This window comes from Mesorhizobium sp. M0778, from assembly GCF_040320105.1.
Lineage (GTDB): Bacteria > Pseudomonadota > Alphaproteobacteria > Rhizobiales > Rhizobiaceae > Mesorhizobium.
This window is the reverse complement of sequence record NZ_JAMYPA010000012.1, coordinates 61,887-82,622: the sequence shown is the minus strand read 5'-3', so window position 1 is coordinate 82,622 and position 20,736 is coordinate 61,887. Positions and strand designations below refer to the sequence as shown.

Below are 20,736 nucleotides of genomic sequence, written 5' to 3'. Positions count from 1 at the left end.
TTAGTGGTGGTCTCCACCTCGGCTTTCGACTATAGCACGACGAAATGGGCTGGATCTGCCTCTCCAGATACCCGCCCGGCTGTGCGCGTGGAGAAGCTTGTTGCCTATACTTATCACCGGAGCCGCGGGGTTCATTGGCAGTCATGTTTGCCACCATCTGCTCAACCGGGGAGAAGCGGTCGTCGGCGTCGACAACATGAACGACTATTACGACCTGGCGCTCAAAAAGGGGCGGCTTGCCCGCCTTTTGCCCCGTAAGGATTTTTCGTTCCACCAGATCGATATTGCCGAACAGGGCGCGCTTGCGGCCGCTTTGGCGGGGAAAGGCATAGTCAGAATCGTGCATCTCGCCGCGCAGGCCGGCGTGCGTCACTCACTCGACAATCCACGGCTCTATATCCGTTCCAATGTCATGGGCCACCTCGAAGTGCTCGAATTCTGTCGCGCCGAACCGGCATTCGAGCATCTGGTCTATGCCTCGTCGAGCTCGGTCTATGGCGGCAACCGCAGCGTGCCGTTCAGCGAGGCCGATCAGGTCGACAAGCCCGTCTCGCTTTACGCCGCCACCAAGAAAACCGATGAACTGATGAGCCACACCTACGCCCATCTGTTCGGCATACCGCAGACCGGCCTGCGGTTTTTCACGGTCTATGGTCCCTGGGGCCGCCCCGACATGGCCTATTGGATGTTCAGCAAGGCGATGCTCGAGGGCAATCCGATCCGGGTCTTCAACAATGGCGAAATGTGGCGCGATTTCACCTACATAGACGATGTTGTGAAGGCGGTTGTCGCTGTGCTCGACAAGCCCCCCACGGACGTTCCGCCGAACAGGCTTTACAATGTCGGCAACAACCGGCCGGTGCGGCTGGGCGACTTCATCGACATTCTGGAAAGGCTGCTCGGGGTCAAGGCAATCCGCCACAACGAGCCGATGCAGGCGAGCGACGTCGAGAAGACTTATGCTGACATGACCGCGCTGGAGCGGGATTTCGGCTTTAGGCCTAGCGTTTCGATAGAGGACGGGCTGAAGAAGTTTGTCGATTGGTACCGGCCGTACTCGAAGCAGTAATTTGCACCGCTCGCTGTGACATCTCCTATCTCGATGCGAACCGGTATCACTGGCATTCGGCCCAAATCCGCAACTGATCCGGCGCGAAGCTTTGAAGAACCTGGCCCATGGGCTCGTGCGACAGTAGCTCACCATCAAGCGTGACCTGGAGTGGGTACAAGTCGGACTGCAAAAAGCATCATACTGTCCTAACATCCTGTTAACCACATGCTCGCTGAAAAGTATCTGATTAACCTTTGAGGCGCTTATGAACGCTATGTTCTGTGGCTTGCTGTTCAGTATGAGCTGTGTAGATGTGCGGATTCGGGGGCTATTTCGGTTCAGTCCGGGATGCGGAAGCTTTGCTTGCGCGCATGACGTCTGCGATCGCCCATCGCGGGCCGGATGAACAAGGGAAATTCGTAGCGCCCGAAGCTGGACTTGGGCATGCGCGGCTGTCGGTGATCGGGATTGGTGATGGCCAGCAACCGATGTCCGACGAGACCGGCAATTTGACGATTGCGTTCAACGGCGAGATTTTCAATTACGTGGAATTGCGCGAAGGACTGCTGGCCAAGGGCCGACGCTTCCGCACGTCGAGCGACACAGAAGTTCTCCTGCAGCTGTATGACGAGATGGGCGAGGACTGCCTGTCGCTCCTGAACGGTGATTTCGCGTTCGCGATATGGGATAATCGGCGTCGGCGGATGGTGCTTGCAAGAGACCGCATGGGTGTTCGGCCGCTGTTCTACACCAGCAGGGACGGGGTGCTCTACTTTGCGTCGGAGATAAAAGCCCTGCTGAAGGTGCCCGGCGTCTCGGCCGAAATCGATCAGATCGCACTCGACCAGATCTTTACGCTGTGGGCGCCTATCGCTCCACGCACGGCTTTCCGCAACATCCACGAGCTGGAGCCGGGAAGCGTGATGATCGCGACACTGGGGCAAGTCACGGTCAAACCATATTGGCACCTAGACTACCCGTATCTCGACGCGCCATCAAAAATTAGCAATGAGGACGATGCGGCCGAAGAACTGCAGGCCCTTTTGACCGACGCGGTGAAGCTTCGCATGCGCGCCGACGTTCCGGTCGGTTCTTACCTTTCGGGCGGGCTCGATTCATCCCTCGTTTCGGCAATCGCGGCCGGCATGACTCCTCTTAAGCTGCAGACATTTTCCGTGACGTTCGACAGCGCCGAGCATGACGAAAGCGCCTTTCAGACCGAAATGGCGTTGGCGCTTGGCACCTATCATCGAACCATCGCCTGCCGTGCCGGCGATATCGCCGGTGTGTTTCCCGAAGTCATCCGCTTTGCCGAACGGCCGATCATCCGCACCGCCCCCGCCCCCCTCTATCAACTGTCCGGCCTCGTTCGCCAGGCCGGTTTGAAAGTGGTGCTGACAGGCGAAGGCGCCGACGAGGTCTTTGCCGGCTATGATGTCTTCAAGGAAGCGCGGGTTCGCCGTTTCTGCGGACGACAGCCGGCATCGCGCAGCAGGCCACAGCTGTTCCGCAAGCTTTATCCCTATCTGCCGGGGCTGCAACAGCAGTCCGTGGAGTACCTGGCTGCGTTCTTCGGCACCGGCAGCGCTGCCCTGGACGATCCGCTGTTCTCGCATCGGCCGCGTTTCAAGACCACATCAGCGGCGAAGATGTTCTTTTCCGGTGACCTGCGCGCGACATTGAAGGGCTATGACGCAGCCGAGGAACTGGCCAGCCGGTTGCCTGAGGCGTTTTCCCGGTGGCATCCGCTGCATCAGGGGCAATATCTCGAAACCCGCTTTCTCCTGCCGGGCTACATCCTCTCGAGCCAGGGCGACCGGATGGCCATGGCGCACGGTATTGAAGGGCGTTTCCCCTTCCTCGATCATCGTTTGGTGGAGTTTGCAGCAAGACTTCCGCCGGAAATGAAGCTGAAGGGACTGGTGGAAAAACACATACTGCGCAAAGTTGCCAAGCACTTGCTCCCGACGGCCATCGGGGAGCGCACCAAACAGCCTTACCGGGCGCCGGAAGCCCGCTCCTTCGTTGGAGCCGGAGAACTGGACTACGTGCGCGACTCGCTCAGCGAGGCGAGCATCGCCGCCGGAGGACTATTCAACGCCAAGGCGGTGGCGAACCTGCACGAGAAATGCCGCTTGCAGCCAGCGTCCGGGTTCCGCGACAATGCTGCCTTCGTCGGCATTTTGTCGACCCAACTGTGGCAGAAGATTTTCACCGGCCAAAAGGTCGGTACAGCACGAGCGGCCTGAGAAATCGAGGGAAGAAAACATCATGGTAACAATCAAGGACAAGGTCAAAACCTTTATCGTCGACAACTTCCTGTTCGGCGACTCGTCCTACGAGCTTGCAGACACGGCATCACTGATCGAGAACGACATCATCGACTCGACGGCCGTGCTGGAACTCGTAGCTTTCATTGAGGATGATTTCGGCATCGCGATGGTCGATACCGACATCGTACCGGCCAATCTGGATTCGATTGACCGTATCTCCGCCTTCATCAAGGCGAAAGCAGAAGCGCTGGCAGCGTAGGCGCAATTGGCGAGGAGCGTCCGTGCGGATCGAACATTTTCTGGCTGCCAAGGCCGCTGCCCATCCAGCCAAAACGGCATTGATCACCGAGCACAAAAGGCTGTGTTACGAAGAGCTGGACGATCTCTCAAGCCGCCTGGCCGCCGCCCTTTTCACGAATGGCGTCAGGCGCGACGACCGCGTCCTGATCTTCATGGACAATTGCTGGGAGGCTGCGGTTTCGATTTTCGCAGTTCTTAAGGCAGGCGCGACTTTCAGTCCGATCAACGCATCTACCAAGGCCGAAAAGCTTGCCTACATCATCGCCGATTGCGACGCAGCTGCGATCCTTACGCAAGCAAAACTGATGCCCTTGGTCGCCGAGGCGTCCGGATCCTCCGGCAAGACCGGCATCTTCGTGGCTTCCACCCTTGGTGCGGATAACCAATGCCCGGCAGGCGCCACATCCCTGGCGGATTGCTTGACGTTCCAAGCCAGGGAGATTGACCACCGCGGCATTGACGTCGATCTTGCGATGTTGATCTACACCTCGGGCTCGACCGGCCGGCCCAAGGGCGTGATGATGACGCACCGCAATTGCGACGCGGCGGCCGACTCAATCACCACCTATCTGCGCAATTCGCCGGACGACATCATCTTGAATGTTCTGCCCCTGGCTTTCGACTACGGGCTCTATCAGTTGCTGATGGCTGTCAGGCTCGGCGCCACGCTCGTGCTCGAGAAGTCCTTCGCTTTTCCCCAGGCGGTCTTTGAACGTATCCGCCAGGAAGGCGTCACCGGTCTTCCGCTCGTGCCCACGATGGCAGCGATGATCCTGCAGATGCGTGACCTGGCGCCGGGCTTCCTGCCCAGCCTTCGCTATATTTCCAACACGGCGGCTGCCTTGCCGCCGGCTCACATAGAACGCCTGCGGTTTCTTTTCCCCGATGTCAGGCTCTATTCGATGTATGGCCTGACGGAATGCAAGCGCTGCACCTATCTGCCACCCGAGGAACTCGACCACCGGCCGGGGTCGGTCGGGATAGCCATTCCGAACACCGAGGCCTTTGTCGTCGACGACTACGGGCAACGAGTGCCGCCGGGCGTAGCAGGTGAGTTGGTCATTCGCGGGCCGCACGTCATGCAGGGTTATTGGCGAAACGAAGCTGCGACGGCACAAGCCCTTCGCCCAGGTCCGAATCCTTGGGAGATGGTTCTCTACACCGGCGATCTGTTCCGGGCCGATGAGGAAGGCTTTCTTTATTTCGTCGGCCGCAAGGACGACATCATAAAGTCGCGGGGGGAGAAAGTCGCGCCCAAGGAAGTGGAAGCCGTGCTTCACGCGCATCTGGGCATCGCGGAAGCAGTGGTTGTCGGTGTGCCGGATCCCGTGCTCGGGCATGCGATCGGTGCACTCATCGTACGGTCCGACCCGGCGCTTAGCGAAAAGGATATCATTCGTCATTGTGCACGCCACCTTGAGGACTTTATGGTCCCCAGGGTCATCGAGTTCCGCCGGGAACTGCCGAAGACCGATACCGGCAAGGTCAGTCGTCGGCTTGCGGCAGAAACCATGGAGGCCGCTCAATGAATGTTCGCCCCGCCAAGGACGCGCGGACCTTTCTGGCGCAGGCTCTGGCGATCGACCTGGCCGCCGAAACGGACCGTGTCGTAACGGCTTTGCGTCAGCAGTTGCGCGGGTTTCGCAAGCGGGGCCTTGTGCTCGGTCTTTCGGGCGGGATCGATTCGAGCGTGTCGGTCGCGTTGGCCGCGCGAGCCGTCGGACCGCGGAATGTGCTTTGCCTGTTCATGCCGGAAAGCGATTCCGATCCCGAAAGTCTGCGGCTCGGCCGCCTCGTCGCCGAAACTTTTGGCGTCGAGGCTATCGTAGAGGATATCGGGCCGACCCTGAGCGCGATGGGCTGCTACCAGCGTCGCGACGCCTTTATCCGCGAATTGGTCCCGGAATACGCCGAAGGCTGGGCCTCGAAGATCGTGATCGCGAACGCCCTCGAGGGCAAGGGCTACAATATCTCATCCCTGGTGGTGCAGGATCCGGAAGGCAAGCAGACGAAACTGAGAATGCCGTTGCCTGTCTATCTTGGTATCGTCGCCGCCACCAACATGAAACAGCGCACCCGCAAGCAGATCGAATACTATCACGCCGACCGCTTGAACTTCGCCGTCCTTGGAACGCCGAACCGGCTGGAATACGATCAGGGTTTCTTCGTGAAGAACGGTGACGGCGCAGCGGACGTCAAGCCGATCGCGCACCTCTATAAAACGCAGGTCTATGCGCTGGCGGCCCATCTCGGTGTTCCGGAGGAAATCCGGAACCGGCCGCCGACCACCGATACCTACTCGCTGGCGCAGACCCAGGAGGAGTTCTACTTCTCGCTTCCTTATGACCGTATGGATATTTGCCTTTACGGCCTCAACAACGGCGTGGCGGCTGAGCTGGTGGGGCAGGCGGCGGGGTTGGCCGCCTCACAAGTGGAACGCGTCTGGGCCGATATCATCGCCAAACGCAAGGCGACGCGTTATCTGCACCAGCGTCCGCAACTCGTTGATGAAGTCGAGGAAATCGGCACCTGAACCGCCTCGAAACCGGGCCACGGATGGACGGTTCGATTTGAACGTGTCCCGACTCTAGCTGAAACGGCTCCCGATCAGCCGGCTCCACTGCTCGCCCGCAAGACCGTTCAGGAAGACTTGCGAGTTCTTCATGGCGTCCAACAGCTCTGGATCACGTGAATGCACCACCGTTGAGGCAACGGTCAGGAAAGCGATGCGTCGTCCAAGCATCGCCTCCAGAAGTGCAGGTTGAACACGTCCGCGCAGGCCGCTGACGCCGCGCGCGGCGGCATGATCGATAAGGCAGTCTATCACCGAGCCCGCCTGGCCGGGGAGGGCGAGGATCTGCAGCACGCGACCAATTTGATACTTCCGTGCGTAATAGGCGAAAGCGCCGACATTGTTGCCGACTGGCGATGTCACGCAACCGAAGACAAGCTCGCCTAAATCCGGCTTCTGTGCCGCATCGGTCAGGATGTGGTCGAGTTGGCCTTCCGTCCAATCCGGGCGCAGGGCGAATTGAGCGGTAAACGGCTCGATGAGCTTGGCAAATGTGTGGCTGTCGATTTCGGATATCCGAAATGCTCCGTGGCCTGCCCCTTCCACCGCCACACCTGACCAGCGTCGTTCGCTGGGCGTCATCCTCCTGCAATAAAATCGGTCGACGGCACGCGCCAACGGATTGAGCATTCGGGCAAGCGTCAGGCGATTGGCGGAAAGGCTGAGCATGAAGGCCGCGGGGCGCATCACGCGGACCCAGTCAAGGCTGTATTGCGGCAGGACCGCGCCGCGCAGCCGGGTCCACAATTTCACGGAGATATCGTTGGCCGTCTCGCTGAAGGAGATGTCCTGCGGACCATCAAGGTATGCTTTCAGCAAGCGGGCGCCGGCCAGCGGATCGTGCTCATGGTCCTCGACCATGAGCGAGCTACAGATGGCGGCGCGTAGTTGTCGGCCGTTGAACGTCATCGGCAGCACGTGGACACCGACAAATCCGGAGACGCGACCGGCGTCGTTGACATGGACAAGCGACCGGAGGTCGCCGCCGCAACCGGGCGCATCCAGATAAAACCGTCTCATGTATTCGACGAGAGAGGCCGGCGCTTTCGTCCCTTCCTTCAGCAGCACGCGCTGAAACATGTCCGCGACTGCCGGGAGGTCGGCGCCTTGCAAGGCGCGAATGATGCTCAAGCCCGGCTCCCGGCACCGAAGTCCCGTCCGCCGAGCTTCCGGGCCAAGGCGACACGAGGCACGAGAACATCGGACGCGAGTTCCAACTCGACGCCCATGAAGCCGTGCAACCTCGACCAGTTGCGGTCGCCCCGGTGACTGAACGGAGTGCTGAATTGCTGCGGCAAGGTGGACCCTTTGCTTGACCGACGAAAACCGGCGTCATTGCTGCTAGCAGATTCAGGTAAACCGATATTAAAGTCGTTGCTCTGAATGGTAGCGAACCAGGTTGTCCGGCCTCATACCTGGACATCAGTAATTTTGGTTCCCGGCGGACTCTACACGACCAGCGGCATGAGTTGCGTGCTCCGCGTCGAACCGTTTCGGCTGGCCAAAGTTTCGTGTGGCGGCTCTTGACTGGGGGCGCGGGCGTAATACGGTGAGACAAATACCGGCTCTGGCCGCCGGGCGGCAAGAATGCCTCGTATGCCTCGCCTTGCGGCGGTGGCTGCGGGGCATTGTCATTTTGAGGCTTTGCTTGAAACGGCATATCGAGATCGGCATTCTCTATTCGCGGTCCGGCAACTACCGGCTGGTGTCCGAATCCTGCCGTGCGGGCGCGATGAACGCCATCGCCGACGTCAACGCCGATCCCGTTGTCCCCTTCGAATTCATCCCGGTCGAGCGCGACCCGCAGGGCAACATCGATCGGTATGCAAGCGGCTGCGCGGACATTCTCGCCAACAGCGGCGCGCGTCACATCATTGGCTGCGTCACCTCGTGGAGCCGCAAGGAGGTCATTCCAATCCTGGAAAGGGCAGGCGGCACGCTGTGGTATGCCTGCCCGTACGAGGGCTTCGAAGCCAATGAGCATGTCGTCTACACCCACGCCTGCCCCAATCAGCATCTGGTACCGCTACTTGCCTATGTCGTGCCTCGTTTCGGCGCCGACGGCTTCCTGCTCGGTTCCAACTACATCTGGGGTTGGGAGACCAACCGTGTGGCGCGCGACCTGATTGCGGACGCCGGCGGCAAGGTGCTGGGCGAACGCTATCTGCCGCTTGGCGAGGTCGATGTTGCGAGGCTGATCGCGGAGGTACAGGCGACGAGACCTGATTTCATTCTGAACAATCTCATCGGCCCTTCTTCCTATGCGTTTATCGCCGCCTATGCCGAGCTTGGCCGGCGCGACCCGCATTTCAGGCCGGAGCGTTGCCCGATCCTGTCCTGCAATCTCACGGAATGCGAATTGCCGGCGCTCAACGGGGCAGGGGATGGTCATCTTTCCGTTGGGCCCTATTTTCACGACACCTCGGGGGCGGATCGCGGAGCGGCTTCAGTGTCTTCCGTCATGCCTGCCTCATCCTTCGAGGCGGCGGCTTATGCCTCGGTGCGCACGCTCGCCGAGATCCTCACCCGCAACCCCGGTGCACAATGGACGGACCTGCCCAAGGTCTTTGCCGGAACATCATTTCGAACACCGCTGGGCGACATCGCCATCGATCCGCAAACCCAGCACGCTACCTTGCCGGTGCAGATCGGACGTATCGATGGGACATCGTTCAAAACGGTCACGCTGACGAAGGGCGTGGCACCCGATCCCTACCTTTCCCGCTATGACCGGACGGAGACGTTCGGGCGGCCACGCCTGCGGGTGGTGTCGTGAGCAAGATGGCGCGTATCCCGAACCTTGGAGGCGCCAGGGCTTTTGTCCTGCATCGTCCACATCCGACCGTGCAGGCGATCACAAGGCAATTGTCGGCCATCGGCCTTGAGGCGATTGGCTTCTGGCCGGAACTGCCGGCCGAAGCCTTGGCGGCGGACTTCGTTTTCTTCGACGTAGACCTCGGCTTTGACGAGCAATTTCCGTGGAAGCCGGGCGAGGCACCGATGCCGCTGATAGCGCTGATCGGCTCCGAGGCGCCGGGGCGTGTCGAATGGGCACTGTCGCACAAGGCCGATGCCCAATTGCTGAAACCGGTCGGCAACGCCGGCGTCTATAGCGCGCTTTTGATCGCAAGGCAGAGTTTCGAGGCGCGCAAGCTTCTGGCCAGCGAGATCGCCTCGCTTCGTCAGCGGGTCGCGGAGCGCCAGACCATCGTACGCGCGGTGGAGGTCTTGTCGAAGGGCGCCGAGGACGGCCGTGCCTATGCGCAGCTTCGCTCGCTGGCGATGAGCTGGCAAATCAGCGTCGAGGACGCCGCGCGCAGGATCGTGGCGATGACACAAGAAGAAGGCGACGATGACCAATCCGATCGCGCCTGAGCTTTCAGCCGCGGGGCGTATGCCAGCCAAGCCTCGCGCCGGCGTCTGGCGACGTCTGCTAAAACGGCCTCTCGCATTGCTCGGCCTCGGGATTATTGCCCTTGTCTTGGCCGGCGCCATTCTTGCACCGTGGCTGACAGGCTACGATCCGAACGAGCAGATGTTTGACGGGCTCACGCTTGAAGGCGCGCCACTGCCGCCGGGAGCCCAATTCTGGCTAGGCACCGACCTGCTTGGCCGCGACCTGCTGACCCGTCTTCTCTTCGGCGCGCGCACGTCGCTGATCATCGGCATCGTCGCCAATGGCGTGGCGCTTCTGATCGGCACGCTGGTCGGCATCACGGCCGGCTATTTCCGCGGCTGGATCGGCAGCGCGCTTATGCGCTTCACCGATTTGATGATGGCTTTCCCGGCGCTGCTGCTCGCCATCTGCCTGGCGGCGGTGCTCCAGCCGAGCCTGTGGATCGTCGCCATGGTGATCGCATTGGTGAACTGGGTGCAGACCGCCCGCGTCATCTACACCGAGACAAGTTCGCTCTCCGAGCGCGAGTTCATCGATGCTGAGCGCACCATCGGCGCAAGCGCTCCACGCATCCTGTTTCGTCATATCCTGCCGCACCTTTTGCCGACGATCATCGTCTGGGGCACGCTCGGCATCTCGACCACGGTGCTTCTGGAAGCGACGCTCAGCTATCTCGGCATCGGCGTGCAACCGCCGACTGCTTCCTGGGGCAACATCATCTTCGAAAACCAGACCTATTTCCAGGCAGCGCCCTGGCTGGTTTTCTTTCCGGGTGCGGCGATCCTGGCGCTGGCGTTGGCCTTTAACCTGGTCGGCGATGCGCTGCGCGACATCCTCGATCCGACGCAAAGGGGGCGGGCATGATCGCCTATCTCGGCCGCCGCGTTGTCCAGGCCGTGCTCATCTTGCTCGGCGTCTCTCTGATCACCTTTGCGCTGCTCTATCTGCTGCCCGCCGATCCCGTCCGCCAGATCGCCGGCCGCAGCGCCACGCCCGAGACGGTCGAGAACATCCGCCGGCAGCTCGGCCTCGACCAGCCCTTTGTCGTCCAGTATTGGCACTATCTGATCAGCCTGCTCAGCGGCGATCTGGGGCGCTCCTACATTCAGCGCTCGGAGGTCACGGAGCTGATCGTCTCGCGGCTGCCGGCAAGCCTGCTGCTGATGGTCGGCGCCATTGCTTGCGAAGTCGTGATCGGGCTTACGATGGGCCTCATCGCCGCCGTCAAGCGCGGCACCGCCACCGACCAGTCGCTGATGGTCGCCTCCTTCGTCGGCGTCTCGGCGCCGCAATTCGTTGTCGGCCTGCTGCTGCTTTATGTGTTCGCGGTGCGGCTCGGCTGGTTCCCGATCGGCGGTTACGGCACCTGGCGCCATCTGGTGCTGCCGTCGCTGACCATGGGAATTCTCGGCGCAGGCTGGTACGCCCGCATGATGCGCTCGTCGATGATCGACGTGCTGCGCCAGGATTACGTGCGTACCGCGCGTGCCAAGGGTCTTGCACGCAGCGCCATTATCTTCCGGCACGCGCTGCCCAACGCCATCCTGCCGGTCATTGCCATGATCGGCATCGACATCGGCATCTTCATGGGCGGCATCGTGGTTGTCGAAAGCGTGTTCGGCTGGCCAGGCATCGGCCAGCTAGCCTGGCAGGCCATTCAGCGCATCGACATTCCGATCATCATGGGGGTCACCCTGGTTTCGGCCTTTGCCATCGTGCTCGGCAATCTCCTGGCCGACACTGTCGCACCGTTCATCGATCCACGCATCAAGCTCAGATGAAAACCAAGAACACCAGAGAAAGGGAACATGACATGAGAAAATATCTGATATCGACCGTGGCGGCATCGGCGCTTGCGCTGGTGCTTGGCATGACGAGCGTACGCGCCGAAGACGCCGTCGATCCGAATGCCAAGCAGGGCGGCGCGATCACCATCACCTACAAGGACGACGTCGCTACGCTCGATCCGGCCATCGGCTATGACTGGCAGAACTGGTCGATGATCAAGAGCCTGTTCGACGGGCTGATGGACTACGAGCCGGGCACCACCAACCTGCGGCCCGACCTTGCCGAGAGCTACGAGATTGCGCCCGACGGCAAGACCTTCACCTTCAAGCTGCGCCAAGGAGTGAAGTTCCACAATGGCCGTGAGATGACCGCCGACGACGTGAAATATTCGCTCGACCGGGTCACCAATCCAAAGACACAGAGCCCTGGTGCCGGCTTCTTCGGGTCGATCAAAGGCTATGACGATGTCGCTGCCGGCAAGGCGGAAAGCCTGGCCGGCATAACCGTCGTCGATCCCTACACGATCAAGTTCGAGCTGACCCGGCCCGACGCCACCTTCCTGCATGTCATGGCGATCAACTTCTCGCATGTCGTGCCGAAGGAAGAGGTCGAAAAATACGGCGCGGACTTCGGCAAACATCCGGTCGGCACCGGCGCCTTCAAGCTCGCGGAATGGACGCTCGGCCAGCGCGTGGTCTTCGAGCGCAACCCGGATTACTGGCACAAGGGCCTGCCGCATCTCGACAAGATCACCTTTGAGATCGGTCAGGAGCCGATCGTGGCGCTGCTGCGGCTCCAGAAAGGCGAGATCGACGTTCCCGGCGACGGCATTCCGCCGGCGAAATTCCAGGAGGTGATGGCCGATCCCGAGCAGAAGGCCCGTGTCGTCGAGGGCGGCCAGTTGCACACCGGCTATATCACCATGAATACCACCATGGCGCCGTTCGACAATGTGAAGGTGCGGCAGGCGGTCAACATGGCGATCAACAAGGACCGCATCGTCCAACTGATCAACAACCGTGCGGTGCCGGCCAATCAGCCATTGCCGCCGTCGATGCCTGGCTACGACAAAGAATTCAAGGGCTATTCCTATGACGTAGCCAAGGCCAAGGCCTTGCTTGCCGAGGCGGGGCATCCCGGTGGTTTTGACACGCAGCTGTTTGCCATGAATACCGATCCCAACCCGCGTATCGCGCAGGCCATCCAGCAGGATCTGGCGGCGGTCGGCATTAAGGCCAGCATCCAGTCGCTCGCCCAGGCCAACGTCATCGCCGCCGGCGGCGACAAGGCCGGTGCGCCGATGATCTGGTCCGGCGGCATGGCCTGGATCGCCGACTTCCCCGATCCGTCGAACTTCTACGGCCCGATCCTCGGCTGCGCTGGTGCCGTCCCGGGCGGCTGGAACTGGTCGTGGTATTGCAACAAGGAGCTCGACGCCAAGGCGGCCGAAGCCGACTCCATCGTCGACCCGGCCAAGGCTGGCGAACGCGCCAAGATGTGGAGCGAGATCTACGGCAAGATCATGGAAGACGCGCCCTGGGCACCGGTGTTCAACGAGCAGCGTTTCACCATGAAATCAACCCGCATGGGTGGCGCGGACAACCTCTATGTCGACCCGGTCCACATCCCGATCAACTACGACAATGTGTATGTGACCGATGTGCAATAACTGCGACTACACCATCCACGGGCGCCACCATCATTTCGGCTGGGACAATTCCTTTGTCCCGGCCGAACGGGTGGCGCCAGGGTCGACGATCGAGTTCCAGTGCCTGGACTCGTCCGGCGGGCAGCTGACGATGGAGAGCACCGTTGACGACGTTGCTTTGCTCGATTTTGCCAAGGTGAACCCGGTCACTGGGCCAATCTATGTCGACGGGGCAGAGCCGGGCGATGCCCTGAAAATCACCATCGAGGCGTTCAAGCCGTCCGGCTTCGGTTGGACAGCGAATATCCCGGGATTCGGTCTGTTGGCGGATGACTTCACTCAACCGGCACTGAATATCTGGAAGTACGACGCCGCCTCGCTCGAACCCGCGCTGTTCGGCAAGAGCGGCCGGGTGCCGCTCAAGCCCTTCGCCGGCACCATCGGCAATGCCCCGGCTGAGCCGGGTCTGCATTCGGTGGTCCCGCCGCGGCGCGTGGGCGGCAATCTGGACATCCGTGATCTCGCTGCCGGCACGGTGCTCTACCTGCCCGTAGAGGTCGCGGGAGCGTTGTTCTCGGTCGGTGACACGCACGCCGCGCAAGGCGACGGCGAGGTCTGCGGCACGGCGATCGAGAGCCCCATGGACGCCGTGCTGACGCTCGATCTGGTCAAGGATGCCCGGCTGCGGACGCCGCGTTTCACGACGCCCGGTCCGGTGTCGCGACATCTCGACGCCAAGGGCTATGAGGTGACAACCGGTATCGGGCCGGATCTGATGGACGGCGCCAGGAGCGCCGTCTCGCAGATGATCGACCTGCTCTCCGGCCGCTACGGTATGGATCCGGTAGACGCCTATATGCTCGTGTCGGTTTGCGGCGACCTGCGCATCAGCGAGATCGTCGACATGCCCAACTGGGTGGTTTCTTTCTACTTCCCGCGCTGCGTCTTTGAATGAAGGTGGAGGACATCAAACGATCCGGGCAGGCCGACGCGGAGAGTGGCTCTGTCAGGCCGGTACTCAGCGTCTCAGGTCTGAGCGTCGCCGTGCGCGGCGAAGAGGGCGACCGCGACGTCGTTTCCGACCTGACATTCGACCTGATGCGCGGCGAAACGCTTTGCATCGCCGGCGAGTCCGGTTCCGGCAAGTCGATGACGGCGCTGGCCATCGTGGGCTTGCTGCCGCAGCCGGCGGCACGCATCAGATCAGGCTCCATCCGGCTCGGCGATCAGGATCTCGCGGCTCTTAGCGAGAGTGGTATGCGCCGCATCCGCGGCGACCGCATTGCCATGATCTTTCAGGAACCGATGACATCGCTCAATCCGGTTCTTTCCATCGGCCGGCAGCTCACGGAGGCGATCGAGGCACACGCCTCGCTGTCGCGCTCCAACTCGCGGCTGAGGGCGCTCGAGGCGCTGAAGGCAGTCCGAATTCCGGATGCCGAACGGCGGCTCGAGCACTATCCGCACGAACTCTCAGGCGGCATGCGCCAGCGTGTGATGATTGCCATGGCTCTGGCCCTGAACCCGGATGTGCTGATCGCCGATGAACCGACGACCGCCCTCGACGTCACCGTTCAGGGCGAGGTGCTGGAGTTGCTGCGTGACCTGCAGCGCGAGCACGGCACCAGCGTTATCCTGATCACGCACGACATGGGTGTCGTCGCCGAGATGGCGGACCGCGTTATCATCATGCGCGATGGCCGGATGGTCGAGCAGGGCAGCGCGACCGACATCTTCACCCGCCCGCAGGCAGATTATACGCGCGAGCTTCTGGCCGCCGTGCCACGCATCGGCGGTGGACGGCCGGCCGAAGACCGACAAGACGCCGCCCACATGCCGGCCGAGCTTGTATCCGTCAGCGATCTTCACGTCCGCTTCGACCTGCGCGGCGGCTTCTTCGGTCGCGTTGACCGCAGGGTGCACGCGGTCGAGGGCGTCAGTTTCTCGATCGCGCCGCACGAAACGCTGTCGCTGGTCGGCGAATCGGGCTGCGGCAAGTCGACGACGGCCAAGGCGATCGCCGGGCTGGTGCCCTACACCGGCAGCATTTCAATCGGCAGCCACGACTTGTCGGCGCTCAGCCGCAAGGAGCGCAAGGCTGTACGCCGCAATGTGCAGATGATCTTTCAGGATCCCTTCGCGTCCCTCGACCCGCGCATGCGAGTAGGCGATCTCGTCGCCGAGCCTCTGCTGATCCACGGCCTCGGCGACAAAGAGCAACGGCACGCCCAGATCGCCGCACTGTTCGAACGCGTCGGCCTCTCCGCTGACCAGATGGAGCGCTATCCCCACGAATTCTCCGGCGGGCAGCGCCAGCGAATCTGCGTTGCACGGGCGCTGGCGCTGCGACCAAAGCTGATCATTGCCGACGAGAGCGTCTCTGCTCTCGATGTGTCGGTGCAGGCGCGCGTGTTAAGATTGCTGAAGGAACTGCAGCGCGAATTCGGCGTCGCATATCTCTTCATCTCGCACGACATGGCGGTGGTAGAGAACATCTCCGATCGCGTGGCGGTAATGTATCTGGGGCAGATCGTCGAGATGGGCACCCGCGACCAGATCTTCTCCAACCCGCGCCATCCTTACACAAAGCGGCTGATCGAAGCCGTTCCGGTTCCCGATCCAGGCCGGCGCCGCGCCCGGTTCGCCCGTTTGGACAGCGAAATTCCAAGCGCTGTGCGGCGCATCGGTGACGAGCCCCGGAAACTCAAGCTTGAAGATGTTGGCGACGGCCACCTCGTCGCCACTTGATCAGCTTAGGCCGCCTCGTCCAGCCAATCCGCAGACGCTCGGGGACAGCAGCATATGTGATGCTCGGGCGGCAGGATGTGATCGGTGATGGCGCTGCCGCGGCAGCGCCAATCGGCGATGCCGAGTTGGCAAGATCGCCAGTTTACATCTGACATGTTAGCGTGCTAACGCTACGTGCACATTGATTTCAACGGAGATCGCATTGGCTTCCCGCTTTGGTCTTTCGGTTGCCTTAGCCACACCCTTCGACCCGTCGGGGCAGATAGCGCTCGCGCCGATGATCGCGCACGCCCGAGCCTGCCTTGGCGCCGGCTGCAGCAGCGCGACGCTGTTCGGCACCACCGGGGAAGGAGCCTCGGTGGGCACCGACGAGCGGCGGATCGTCACCGAAGCCATGTTGGCGGCCGGTATACCGGCACATCAGCTCGTCGCCGGCGTGCTGGTCGATGCAATCGAAGATGCCGCCGATCAGGCTCGGCACGCTTTGCAGCGCGGCGTTCGCAACATTCTGCTCGCTCCGCCGAGCTACTTCAAGAATGTCGGCGAGAACGGGCTGTTCGGATGGTTTTCCGCCGTCTTCGCCGCACTCGGCCCGCTGGCGCGTGATGTGCTCCTCTATAACATCCCCTCTGTCACCATGGTGCCGCTCCCGCTTGGGCTGATCGGCCGGTTGCGCGCCGCCTTTCCCGCTGTGGTGGCCGGGGTGAAGGATTCCGGCGGGGACTGGAGCTACAGTGAGGCGCTGCTTGAAGCGCATGGCGATCTGGTGATCCTGATCGGCGACGAACGGCATCTGGCGAGAAGCGTGCGCCGCGGCGGACAGGGTGCGATTTCCGGCATGGCTAATTTTGTTACCGGCGAAATCCTCGCAATGGTCGAAGACGGCCGCGACGACCCACGCGTCGAGGACTTCGTGCTCGAATTGCTCAAATACCCGGTCACACCGGCGGTGAAGGTCATGGTCGCGCGCACGACCGGCGACGAGCGCTGGCTGGCGGTCCGCCCGCCCCTGGAGGCGATCGGCCCACAAGGACGGCGGCAGCTTGCCGCGGCCTACGACAGGCTGTTTGCGACAGAGGCGGCCTGACCGACAAGGCCGGGCTGGCCGACAAGGAAGCGAGCTGAAGTGGAAGACGGCAGCGAACCGATCACTCTCCGGGAGAAAGCCTATGCCAGCTTCACGCGGCATTTGCTGGCCCGTGATCTGCGGCCGGGGCAGTTCGTGTCACAGCGCGAACTGGTCGCTTTCACCGGGCTGCCGCTGGGCGCTATTCGCGAGATCGTCCCGCGTCTCGAGGCCGAGGGATTGCTGACCACCATCCCGCAGCGCGGCATGCAAATCGCGCACATCGACATCAATCTGATCCGCGAGGCCTTTCAGTTTCGGCTATTCATGGAACGCGAGGCGGTGGCGCTATTCACGGCCAGCGCTTCAGATGCCGAACTTGCCCGCATGCGGCGCGAACACGAGGAGATGCTGGCTCAAGCTCTGGGGCAGGCGCCGACGCCGGAAATGGAAGCCAAGGCCCAGACCATCGACTGGGCCATGCACGATACCTTTATCAATGCGCTGGGCAACGAGATCATCGCCAAGGCCTATCTGGTCAACTCGGTGAAAATCCGGCTGATCCACCAGGAGCGTTTCCGCATCGACGGTCGCGTGGTGCCGGTGATGCGCGAACATTTGGCGGTCATCGAAGCCATGGAGAGCCGCAATTCGCAAAAGGCGGTTGAAGCGATCAGTCTGCATATCGACAATGCGCGCCGGCTGGCGCTCCAGATCTGAGGAAATATAGCCGCGCCGCGGTTCGCGGCGCATCCACAACGACAGCAACCGGGAGGAAGAAATGTCGTCCAATCTGTTCAACCCAACCAGGAGGCAACTCCTTGCCGGAACCGCGGCGCTCACCGCCGCCGGCCTTGTGGGGCTCCGCCCTAGCTTTGCCGCAGGCGTCGACTGGAAACGCTTTGCCGGGACGACGCTTGACGTCAATCTGGTGAAAAGCCCGCGCAGCGACACCATCCTGAAATATCTCGCCGAGTTCGAGGAACTGACCGGCATCAAGGTCAATGCCGAGGCCACGCCCGAGCAGCAGCAGCGCCAGAAGACGGTGATCGAATTGAGCTCGGGCAAGCCCAGCTTCGACGTCGTGCATCTGAGCTACCACGTGCAAAAGCGCCAGTTCGAGAAAGGTGGCTGGCTGGCTGACATCGCCGGCTACCTCGCCGACCCGTCGCTCACCGACCCGGGGTTGGTCGAAAGCGACTTCGCCGAGGCCGGCATGCTGTTTGCCAAGGACGGCCAGGGCGTGCTGCGCTCGCTACCCTTCTCGGTGGACTACTGGATACTCTATTGGAACAAGGAGCTGTTCGAGGCCAAGGGCCTCAAATACCCCGAGACCTTCGAGCAACTGGTGGCCGCCGCCGAAGCGCTGACCGACCCGTCGACCAATACATACGGCTTCGTCGCCCGCGGGCTCAAGAACGCAAATACGCCGGTGTGGACATCGCTGATGCTCGGCTACGACATGACGCCGCTCGACGACAAGGGCAAGCTGCGCACCGAGGCTCCCGAGGCGATCGAGGCTGCCGCGCTCTATCAAAGATTGATGACCAAGTCCGCCCCTCCGGGCGTCACCGGGTTCAATTGGGCCGAAGCACAGTCTGCCTTCCTGCAAGGCAAGATCGGCATGTGGCTCGACGGCGTGGGTTTTGCCCCGCCGATGGAAAACCCGGAAAAATCGAGGGTGGTCGGCAAGGTCGGCTACGGCGTCATGCCCAAGGGTCCCAAGGCGCATGCCTCGGGCACCTTTGGCGACGGGATTGGCGTTACCGCCGCCAGCGAGAAGAAGGAGGCCGCCTATCTGTTCTGCCAGTGGGCGGTATCGCCAGCCATGGGCGCGAGGCTGTTGCAGGCCGGCGCCGGCGTTCCGTTCCGCAAATCCGTGCTGGAGGATCCCAAGGTGCGCGAAGGCGTCACTATGCCGGCAAGCTGGCTTGATGCCGTGATCGGCTCAGGCAATATCAGCCGGCTGGCGCTGCCGGTCATCATTCCCGTCACCGAATTCCGCGACATCTATGGCGTGGCGCTGACCAACATGATTGCCGGCGCCGATCCCGCCGCCGAGCTGAAGAAGGCCACCGAGCAGTTCCAGCCGGTTCTCGACAGGAGCGAGCAGGGCTGATGTCGGCCACCACCCCAGAACAGACCGGGGTGACGATGCCGGTTATCGACGGGAGCCAGACGATCCGGCTGGCTCCCAACTACTGGCCTTTCGTTGTCCCCGCACTCGTCGTCGTTGGCGCCGTCATCGTTTTTCCTTGGGCTTTCACGCTGTGGATGAGCGTCAACCGCTGGACGCTCGGCCAGTCGCGGAGCTTTGCCGGGATGGAAAACTACCTCCGCCTGGCAAGCGACCCACGTTTCTGGGAATCCCTTGTTCATACGTTGACCTACACCTTCCTCTCGGTTGCAGCGCCGATGCTCCTGGGCACCCTGGCCGCCCTGATCTTCGACGCCAGGTTTCCGCTGCGCGGTCTGCTGCGCGGCGTCTTCGTCATGCCGATGATGGCGACGCCCGTTGCTGTGGCACTGGTTTGGACCATGATGTTCCATCCTCAGCTCGGCGTACTCAACTACTTGCTGTCGCTGGTCGGCATCCCGGCTCAGGAATGGATATTCAATGCCAACACGGTCATCCCGTCGCTGGTTGCGGTCGAGACCTGGCAGTGGACGCCGCTGGTCATGCTGATTGTGCTGGGTGGGCTGGCTTCGGTGCCGCGCGAGCCCTTCGAAAGCGCCGAGATCGACGGCGCCAATGCCTGGCAGCAATTCCGCTATCTCACTTTGCCGATGATCGCACCGTTCCTGATGATCGCGGTCATCATCCGCACCATCGATGCGCTGAAGAGCTTCGACATCATCTACGCGATGACCCAGGGCGGGCCGGGCACGGCCTCGGAAACCATCAACATCTATCTCTACAACACCGCCTTCTCCTACTACGATATCGGTTACGGTTCGGCCATGGCCGTGGTGTTCTTCATTGTCATCGTGGCCCTGTCTTTTGTCCTGCTGATGCTGCGCCAACGCTCGCAGTGGATCGATACGGAGGGCAAATAGATGAGTTCACGGCTGCTCAACCAGATCGGTCTGTTTTTCGCTGCCCTGGTTTTCGTCTCGCCGGCGATCCTGTTCTTCCTCTGGATGATCTCGCTGTCGCTGAAGTTCGAAATCGACAACGGTGCCTATCCGCCGATCCTGATCCCCGAACGTTTCGCCTGGTCGAACTATGTAAAGGTGTTCGAGGAGAACAATTTCCTGCTCTATCTCTGGAATTCGGTTCTGGTGACCGGCACGGCGACCTTGCTGGCGCTGCTGATCGGCGTACCGGCCGGCTATGGCATCGCGCGGCTCAAGGCCGAGCGATCCGCCGTCGTCATCATGATCGCCCGCATGACGCCTGGGCTATCCTATCTCATCCCGCTGTTTCTGCTGTTCCAATGGATCGGGATTCTCGGCACGCTCTGGCCGCAGATCATCATCCACCTGGTGGTGACGGTGCCGATCGTGGTCTGGGTGATGATCGGCTATTTCGAGACCACGCCGATGGAACTGGAAGAGGCAGCCAATATCGACGGCGCCAGCTCCTGGCAGGTTTTCCGGCTGGTTGCCCTGCCCATCGCCAAGCCGGGCATCGTCGTCGCCTTCATCCTGTCCGTGATCTTCTCGTGGAACAATTTCGTCTTCGGCGTGGTGCTCGCCAGCCGGGAGACGCGCACATTGCCGGTCGCCGTCTACAACATGCTGTCCTACGAGCAGGTCAGCTGGGGGCCGCTCGCCGCGGCGGCGCTGGTGGTGACGCTGCCGGTGCTGATCCTGACCATGTTCGCGCAAAGGCAGATCGTCGCGGGGTTGACCGCCGGCGCCGTCAAGGGCGGCTGAGGCGCGTCCGGACA

At 61.8% G+C, this 20,736-nt stretch carries 18 protein-coding genes; 17 read left to right on the top strand and 1 reads right to left on the bottom strand.

The window, feature by feature from the left end; genetic code table 11:
• Positions 1–100 precede the first annotated feature (100 nt).
• The 5 genes from NKI22_RS18260 to nadE all read left to right on the top strand — a co-directional run bounded on the left by NKI22_RS18260 (position 101) and on the right by nadE (position 6,157).
• Positions 101–1,069, top strand: coding sequence for an NAD-dependent epimerase/dehydratase family protein (locus NKI22_RS18260; RefSeq protein ID WP_352639134.1), 969 nt, complete (start codon positions 101–103; stop codon positions 1,067–1,069).
• A gap of 293 nt (positions 1,070–1,362) precedes the next feature.
• Positions 1,363–3,300: an asparagine synthase (glutamine-hydrolyzing) gene (gene asnB, locus NKI22_RS18255; protein WP_352846088.1), complete on the top strand. Its 1,938-nt coding sequence runs from the start codon at positions 1,363–1,365 to the stop codon at positions 3,298–3,300.
• A gap of 19 nt (positions 3,301–3,319) precedes the next feature.
• The gene (locus NKI22_RS18250; RefSeq protein ID WP_156948004.1) at positions 3,320–3,583 is read left to right on the top strand and encodes an acyl carrier protein; all 264 of its coding nucleotides are present in this window, start codon (positions 3,320–3,322) and stop codon (positions 3,581–3,583) included.
• 22 nt (positions 3,584–3,605) lie between these two features.
• Entirely contained in the window at positions 3,606–5,153 is a 1,548-nt protein-coding gene (locus NKI22_RS18245; RefSeq protein WP_352958662.1) for a class I adenylate-forming enzyme family protein, read from the top strand.
• Positions 5,150–6,157, top strand: coding sequence for an NAD(+) synthase (gene nadE, locus NKI22_RS18240; RefSeq protein ID WP_352483696.1), 1,008 nt, complete (start codon positions 5,150–5,152; stop codon positions 6,155–6,157). Before NKI22_RS18245 ends, nadE begins: the two co-directional genes overlap by 4 nt.
• 54 nt (positions 6,158–6,211) lie before the next feature.
• Here nadE and NKI22_RS18235 read toward each other — a convergent pair whose 3' ends face one another.
• Complete coding sequence (locus NKI22_RS18235; protein WP_352483695.1) at positions 6,212–7,327, bottom strand: hypothetical protein; 1,116 nt, start codon at positions 7,325–7,327, stop codon at positions 6,212–6,214.
• A 517-nt stretch (positions 7,328–7,844) separates the two neighbouring features.
• On the opposite strand from NKI22_RS18235, the gene NKI22_RS18230 reads away from it, so the two are divergent.
• From NKI22_RS18230 to NKI22_RS18175, 12 genes are all read left to right on the top strand, one after another.
• The gene (locus NKI22_RS18230) at positions 7,845–8,972 is read left to right on the top strand and encodes a transporter substrate-binding protein (protein WP_023716954.1); all 1,128 of its coding nucleotides are present in this window, start codon (positions 7,845–7,847) and stop codon (positions 8,970–8,972) included.
• Positions 8,969–9,571 (top strand): ANTAR domain-containing response regulator, encoded by a 603-nt coding sequence (locus NKI22_RS18225; RefSeq protein ID WP_023716955.1) that lies wholly within the window; start codon positions 8,969–8,971, stop codon positions 9,569–9,571. Before NKI22_RS18230 ends, NKI22_RS18225 begins: the two co-directional genes overlap by 4 nt.
• 19 nt (positions 9,572–9,590) lie before the next feature.
• A complete protein-coding gene (locus NKI22_RS18220) occupies positions 9,591–10,457 on the top strand; it encodes an ABC transporter permease (protein WP_254818659.1) in 867 nt (288 codons plus the stop codon).
• Entirely contained in the window at positions 10,454–11,374 is a 921-nt protein-coding gene (locus tag NKI22_RS18215) for an ABC transporter permease (RefSeq protein ID WP_352483693.1), read from the top strand. The genes NKI22_RS18220 and NKI22_RS18215 overlap by 4 nt, the downstream gene beginning before the upstream one ends.
• A gap of 32 nt (positions 11,375–11,406) precedes the next feature.
• A complete protein-coding gene (locus tag NKI22_RS18210; RefSeq protein ID WP_352589034.1) occupies positions 11,407–13,050 on the top strand; it encodes an ABC transporter substrate-binding protein in 1,644 nt (547 codons plus the stop codon).
• On the top strand, positions 13,040–13,984 hold the full coding sequence (locus tag NKI22_RS18205) for an acetamidase/formamidase family protein (protein WP_352914245.1): 945 nt from the start codon (positions 13,040–13,042) through the stop codon (positions 13,982–13,984). The genes NKI22_RS18210 and NKI22_RS18205 overlap by 11 nt, the downstream gene beginning before the upstream one ends.
• On the top strand, positions 13,981–15,777 hold the full coding sequence (locus NKI22_RS18200) for an ABC transporter ATP-binding protein (RefSeq protein ID WP_352958659.1): 1,797 nt from the start codon (positions 13,981–13,983) through the stop codon (positions 15,775–15,777). Before NKI22_RS18205 ends, NKI22_RS18200 begins: the two co-directional genes overlap by 4 nt.
• Before the next feature lie 202 nt (positions 15,778–15,979).
• Complete coding sequence (locus tag NKI22_RS18195; RefSeq protein ID WP_023716962.1) at positions 15,980–16,864, top strand: dihydrodipicolinate synthase family protein; 885 nt, start codon at positions 15,980–15,982, stop codon at positions 16,862–16,864.
• A gap of 39 nt (positions 16,865–16,903) precedes the next feature.
• Positions 16,904–17,563, top strand: coding sequence for a GntR family transcriptional regulator (locus tag NKI22_RS18190; protein ID WP_023716963.1), 660 nt, complete (start codon positions 16,904–16,906; stop codon positions 17,561–17,563).
• Positions 17,564–17,624: 61 nt separating this feature from the next.
• On the top strand, positions 17,625–18,962 hold the full coding sequence (locus tag NKI22_RS18185) for an extracellular solute-binding protein (RefSeq protein WP_023716964.1): 1,338 nt from the start codon (positions 17,625–17,627) through the stop codon (positions 18,960–18,962).
• 35 nt (positions 18,963–18,997) lie between these two features.
• Positions 18,998–19,900: a carbohydrate ABC transporter permease gene (locus tag NKI22_RS18180; RefSeq protein ID WP_245274609.1), complete on the top strand. Its 903-nt coding sequence runs from the start codon at positions 18,998–19,000 to the stop codon at positions 19,898–19,900.
• Complete coding sequence (locus NKI22_RS18175) at positions 19,901–20,722, top strand: carbohydrate ABC transporter permease (RefSeq protein ID WP_023674179.1); 822 nt, start codon at positions 19,901–19,903, stop codon at positions 20,720–20,722.
• Positions 20,723–20,736: the final 14 nt, after the last annotated feature.

Excerpts from the sequence above, each read along its gene's own strand:
- asnB (WP_352846088.1), top strand. The coding sequence starts at position 1,363 with ATGTGCGGATTCGGGGGCTATTTCGGTTCAGTCCGGGATGCGGAAGCT.
- nadE (WP_352483696.1), top strand. The coding sequence starts at position 5,150 with ATGAATGTTCGCCCCGCCAAGGACGCGCGGACCTTTCTGGCGCAGGCT.
- NKI22_RS18220 (WP_254818659.1), top strand. The coding sequence starts at position 9,591 with ATGCCAGCCAAGCCTCGCGCCGGCGTCTGGCGACGTCTGCTAAAACGG.
- NKI22_RS18215 (WP_352483693.1), top strand. The coding sequence starts at position 10,454 with ATGATCGCCTATCTCGGCCGCCGCGTTGTCCAGGCCGTGCTCATCTTG.
- NKI22_RS18210 (WP_352589034.1), top strand. The coding sequence starts at position 11,407 with ATGAGAAAATATCTGATATCGACCGTGGCGGCATCGGCGCTTGCGCTG.
- NKI22_RS18205 (WP_352914245.1), top strand. The coding sequence starts at position 13,040 with ATGTGCAATAACTGCGACTACACCATCCACGGGCGCCACCATCATTTC.
- NKI22_RS18200 (WP_352958659.1), top strand. The coding sequence starts at position 13,981 with ATGAAGGTGGAGGACATCAAACGATCCGGGCAGGCCGACGCGGAGAGT.
- NKI22_RS18185 (WP_023716964.1), top strand. The coding sequence starts at position 17,625 with ATGTCGTCCAATCTGTTCAACCCAACCAGGAGGCAACTCCTTGCCGGA.
- NKI22_RS18180 (WP_245274609.1), top strand. The coding sequence starts at position 18,998 with ATGCCGGTTATCGACGGGAGCCAGACGATCCGGCTGGCTCCCAACTAC.
- NKI22_RS18175 (WP_023674179.1), top strand. The coding sequence starts at position 19,901 with ATGAGTTCACGGCTGCTCAACCAGATCGGTCTGTTTTTCGCTGCCCTG.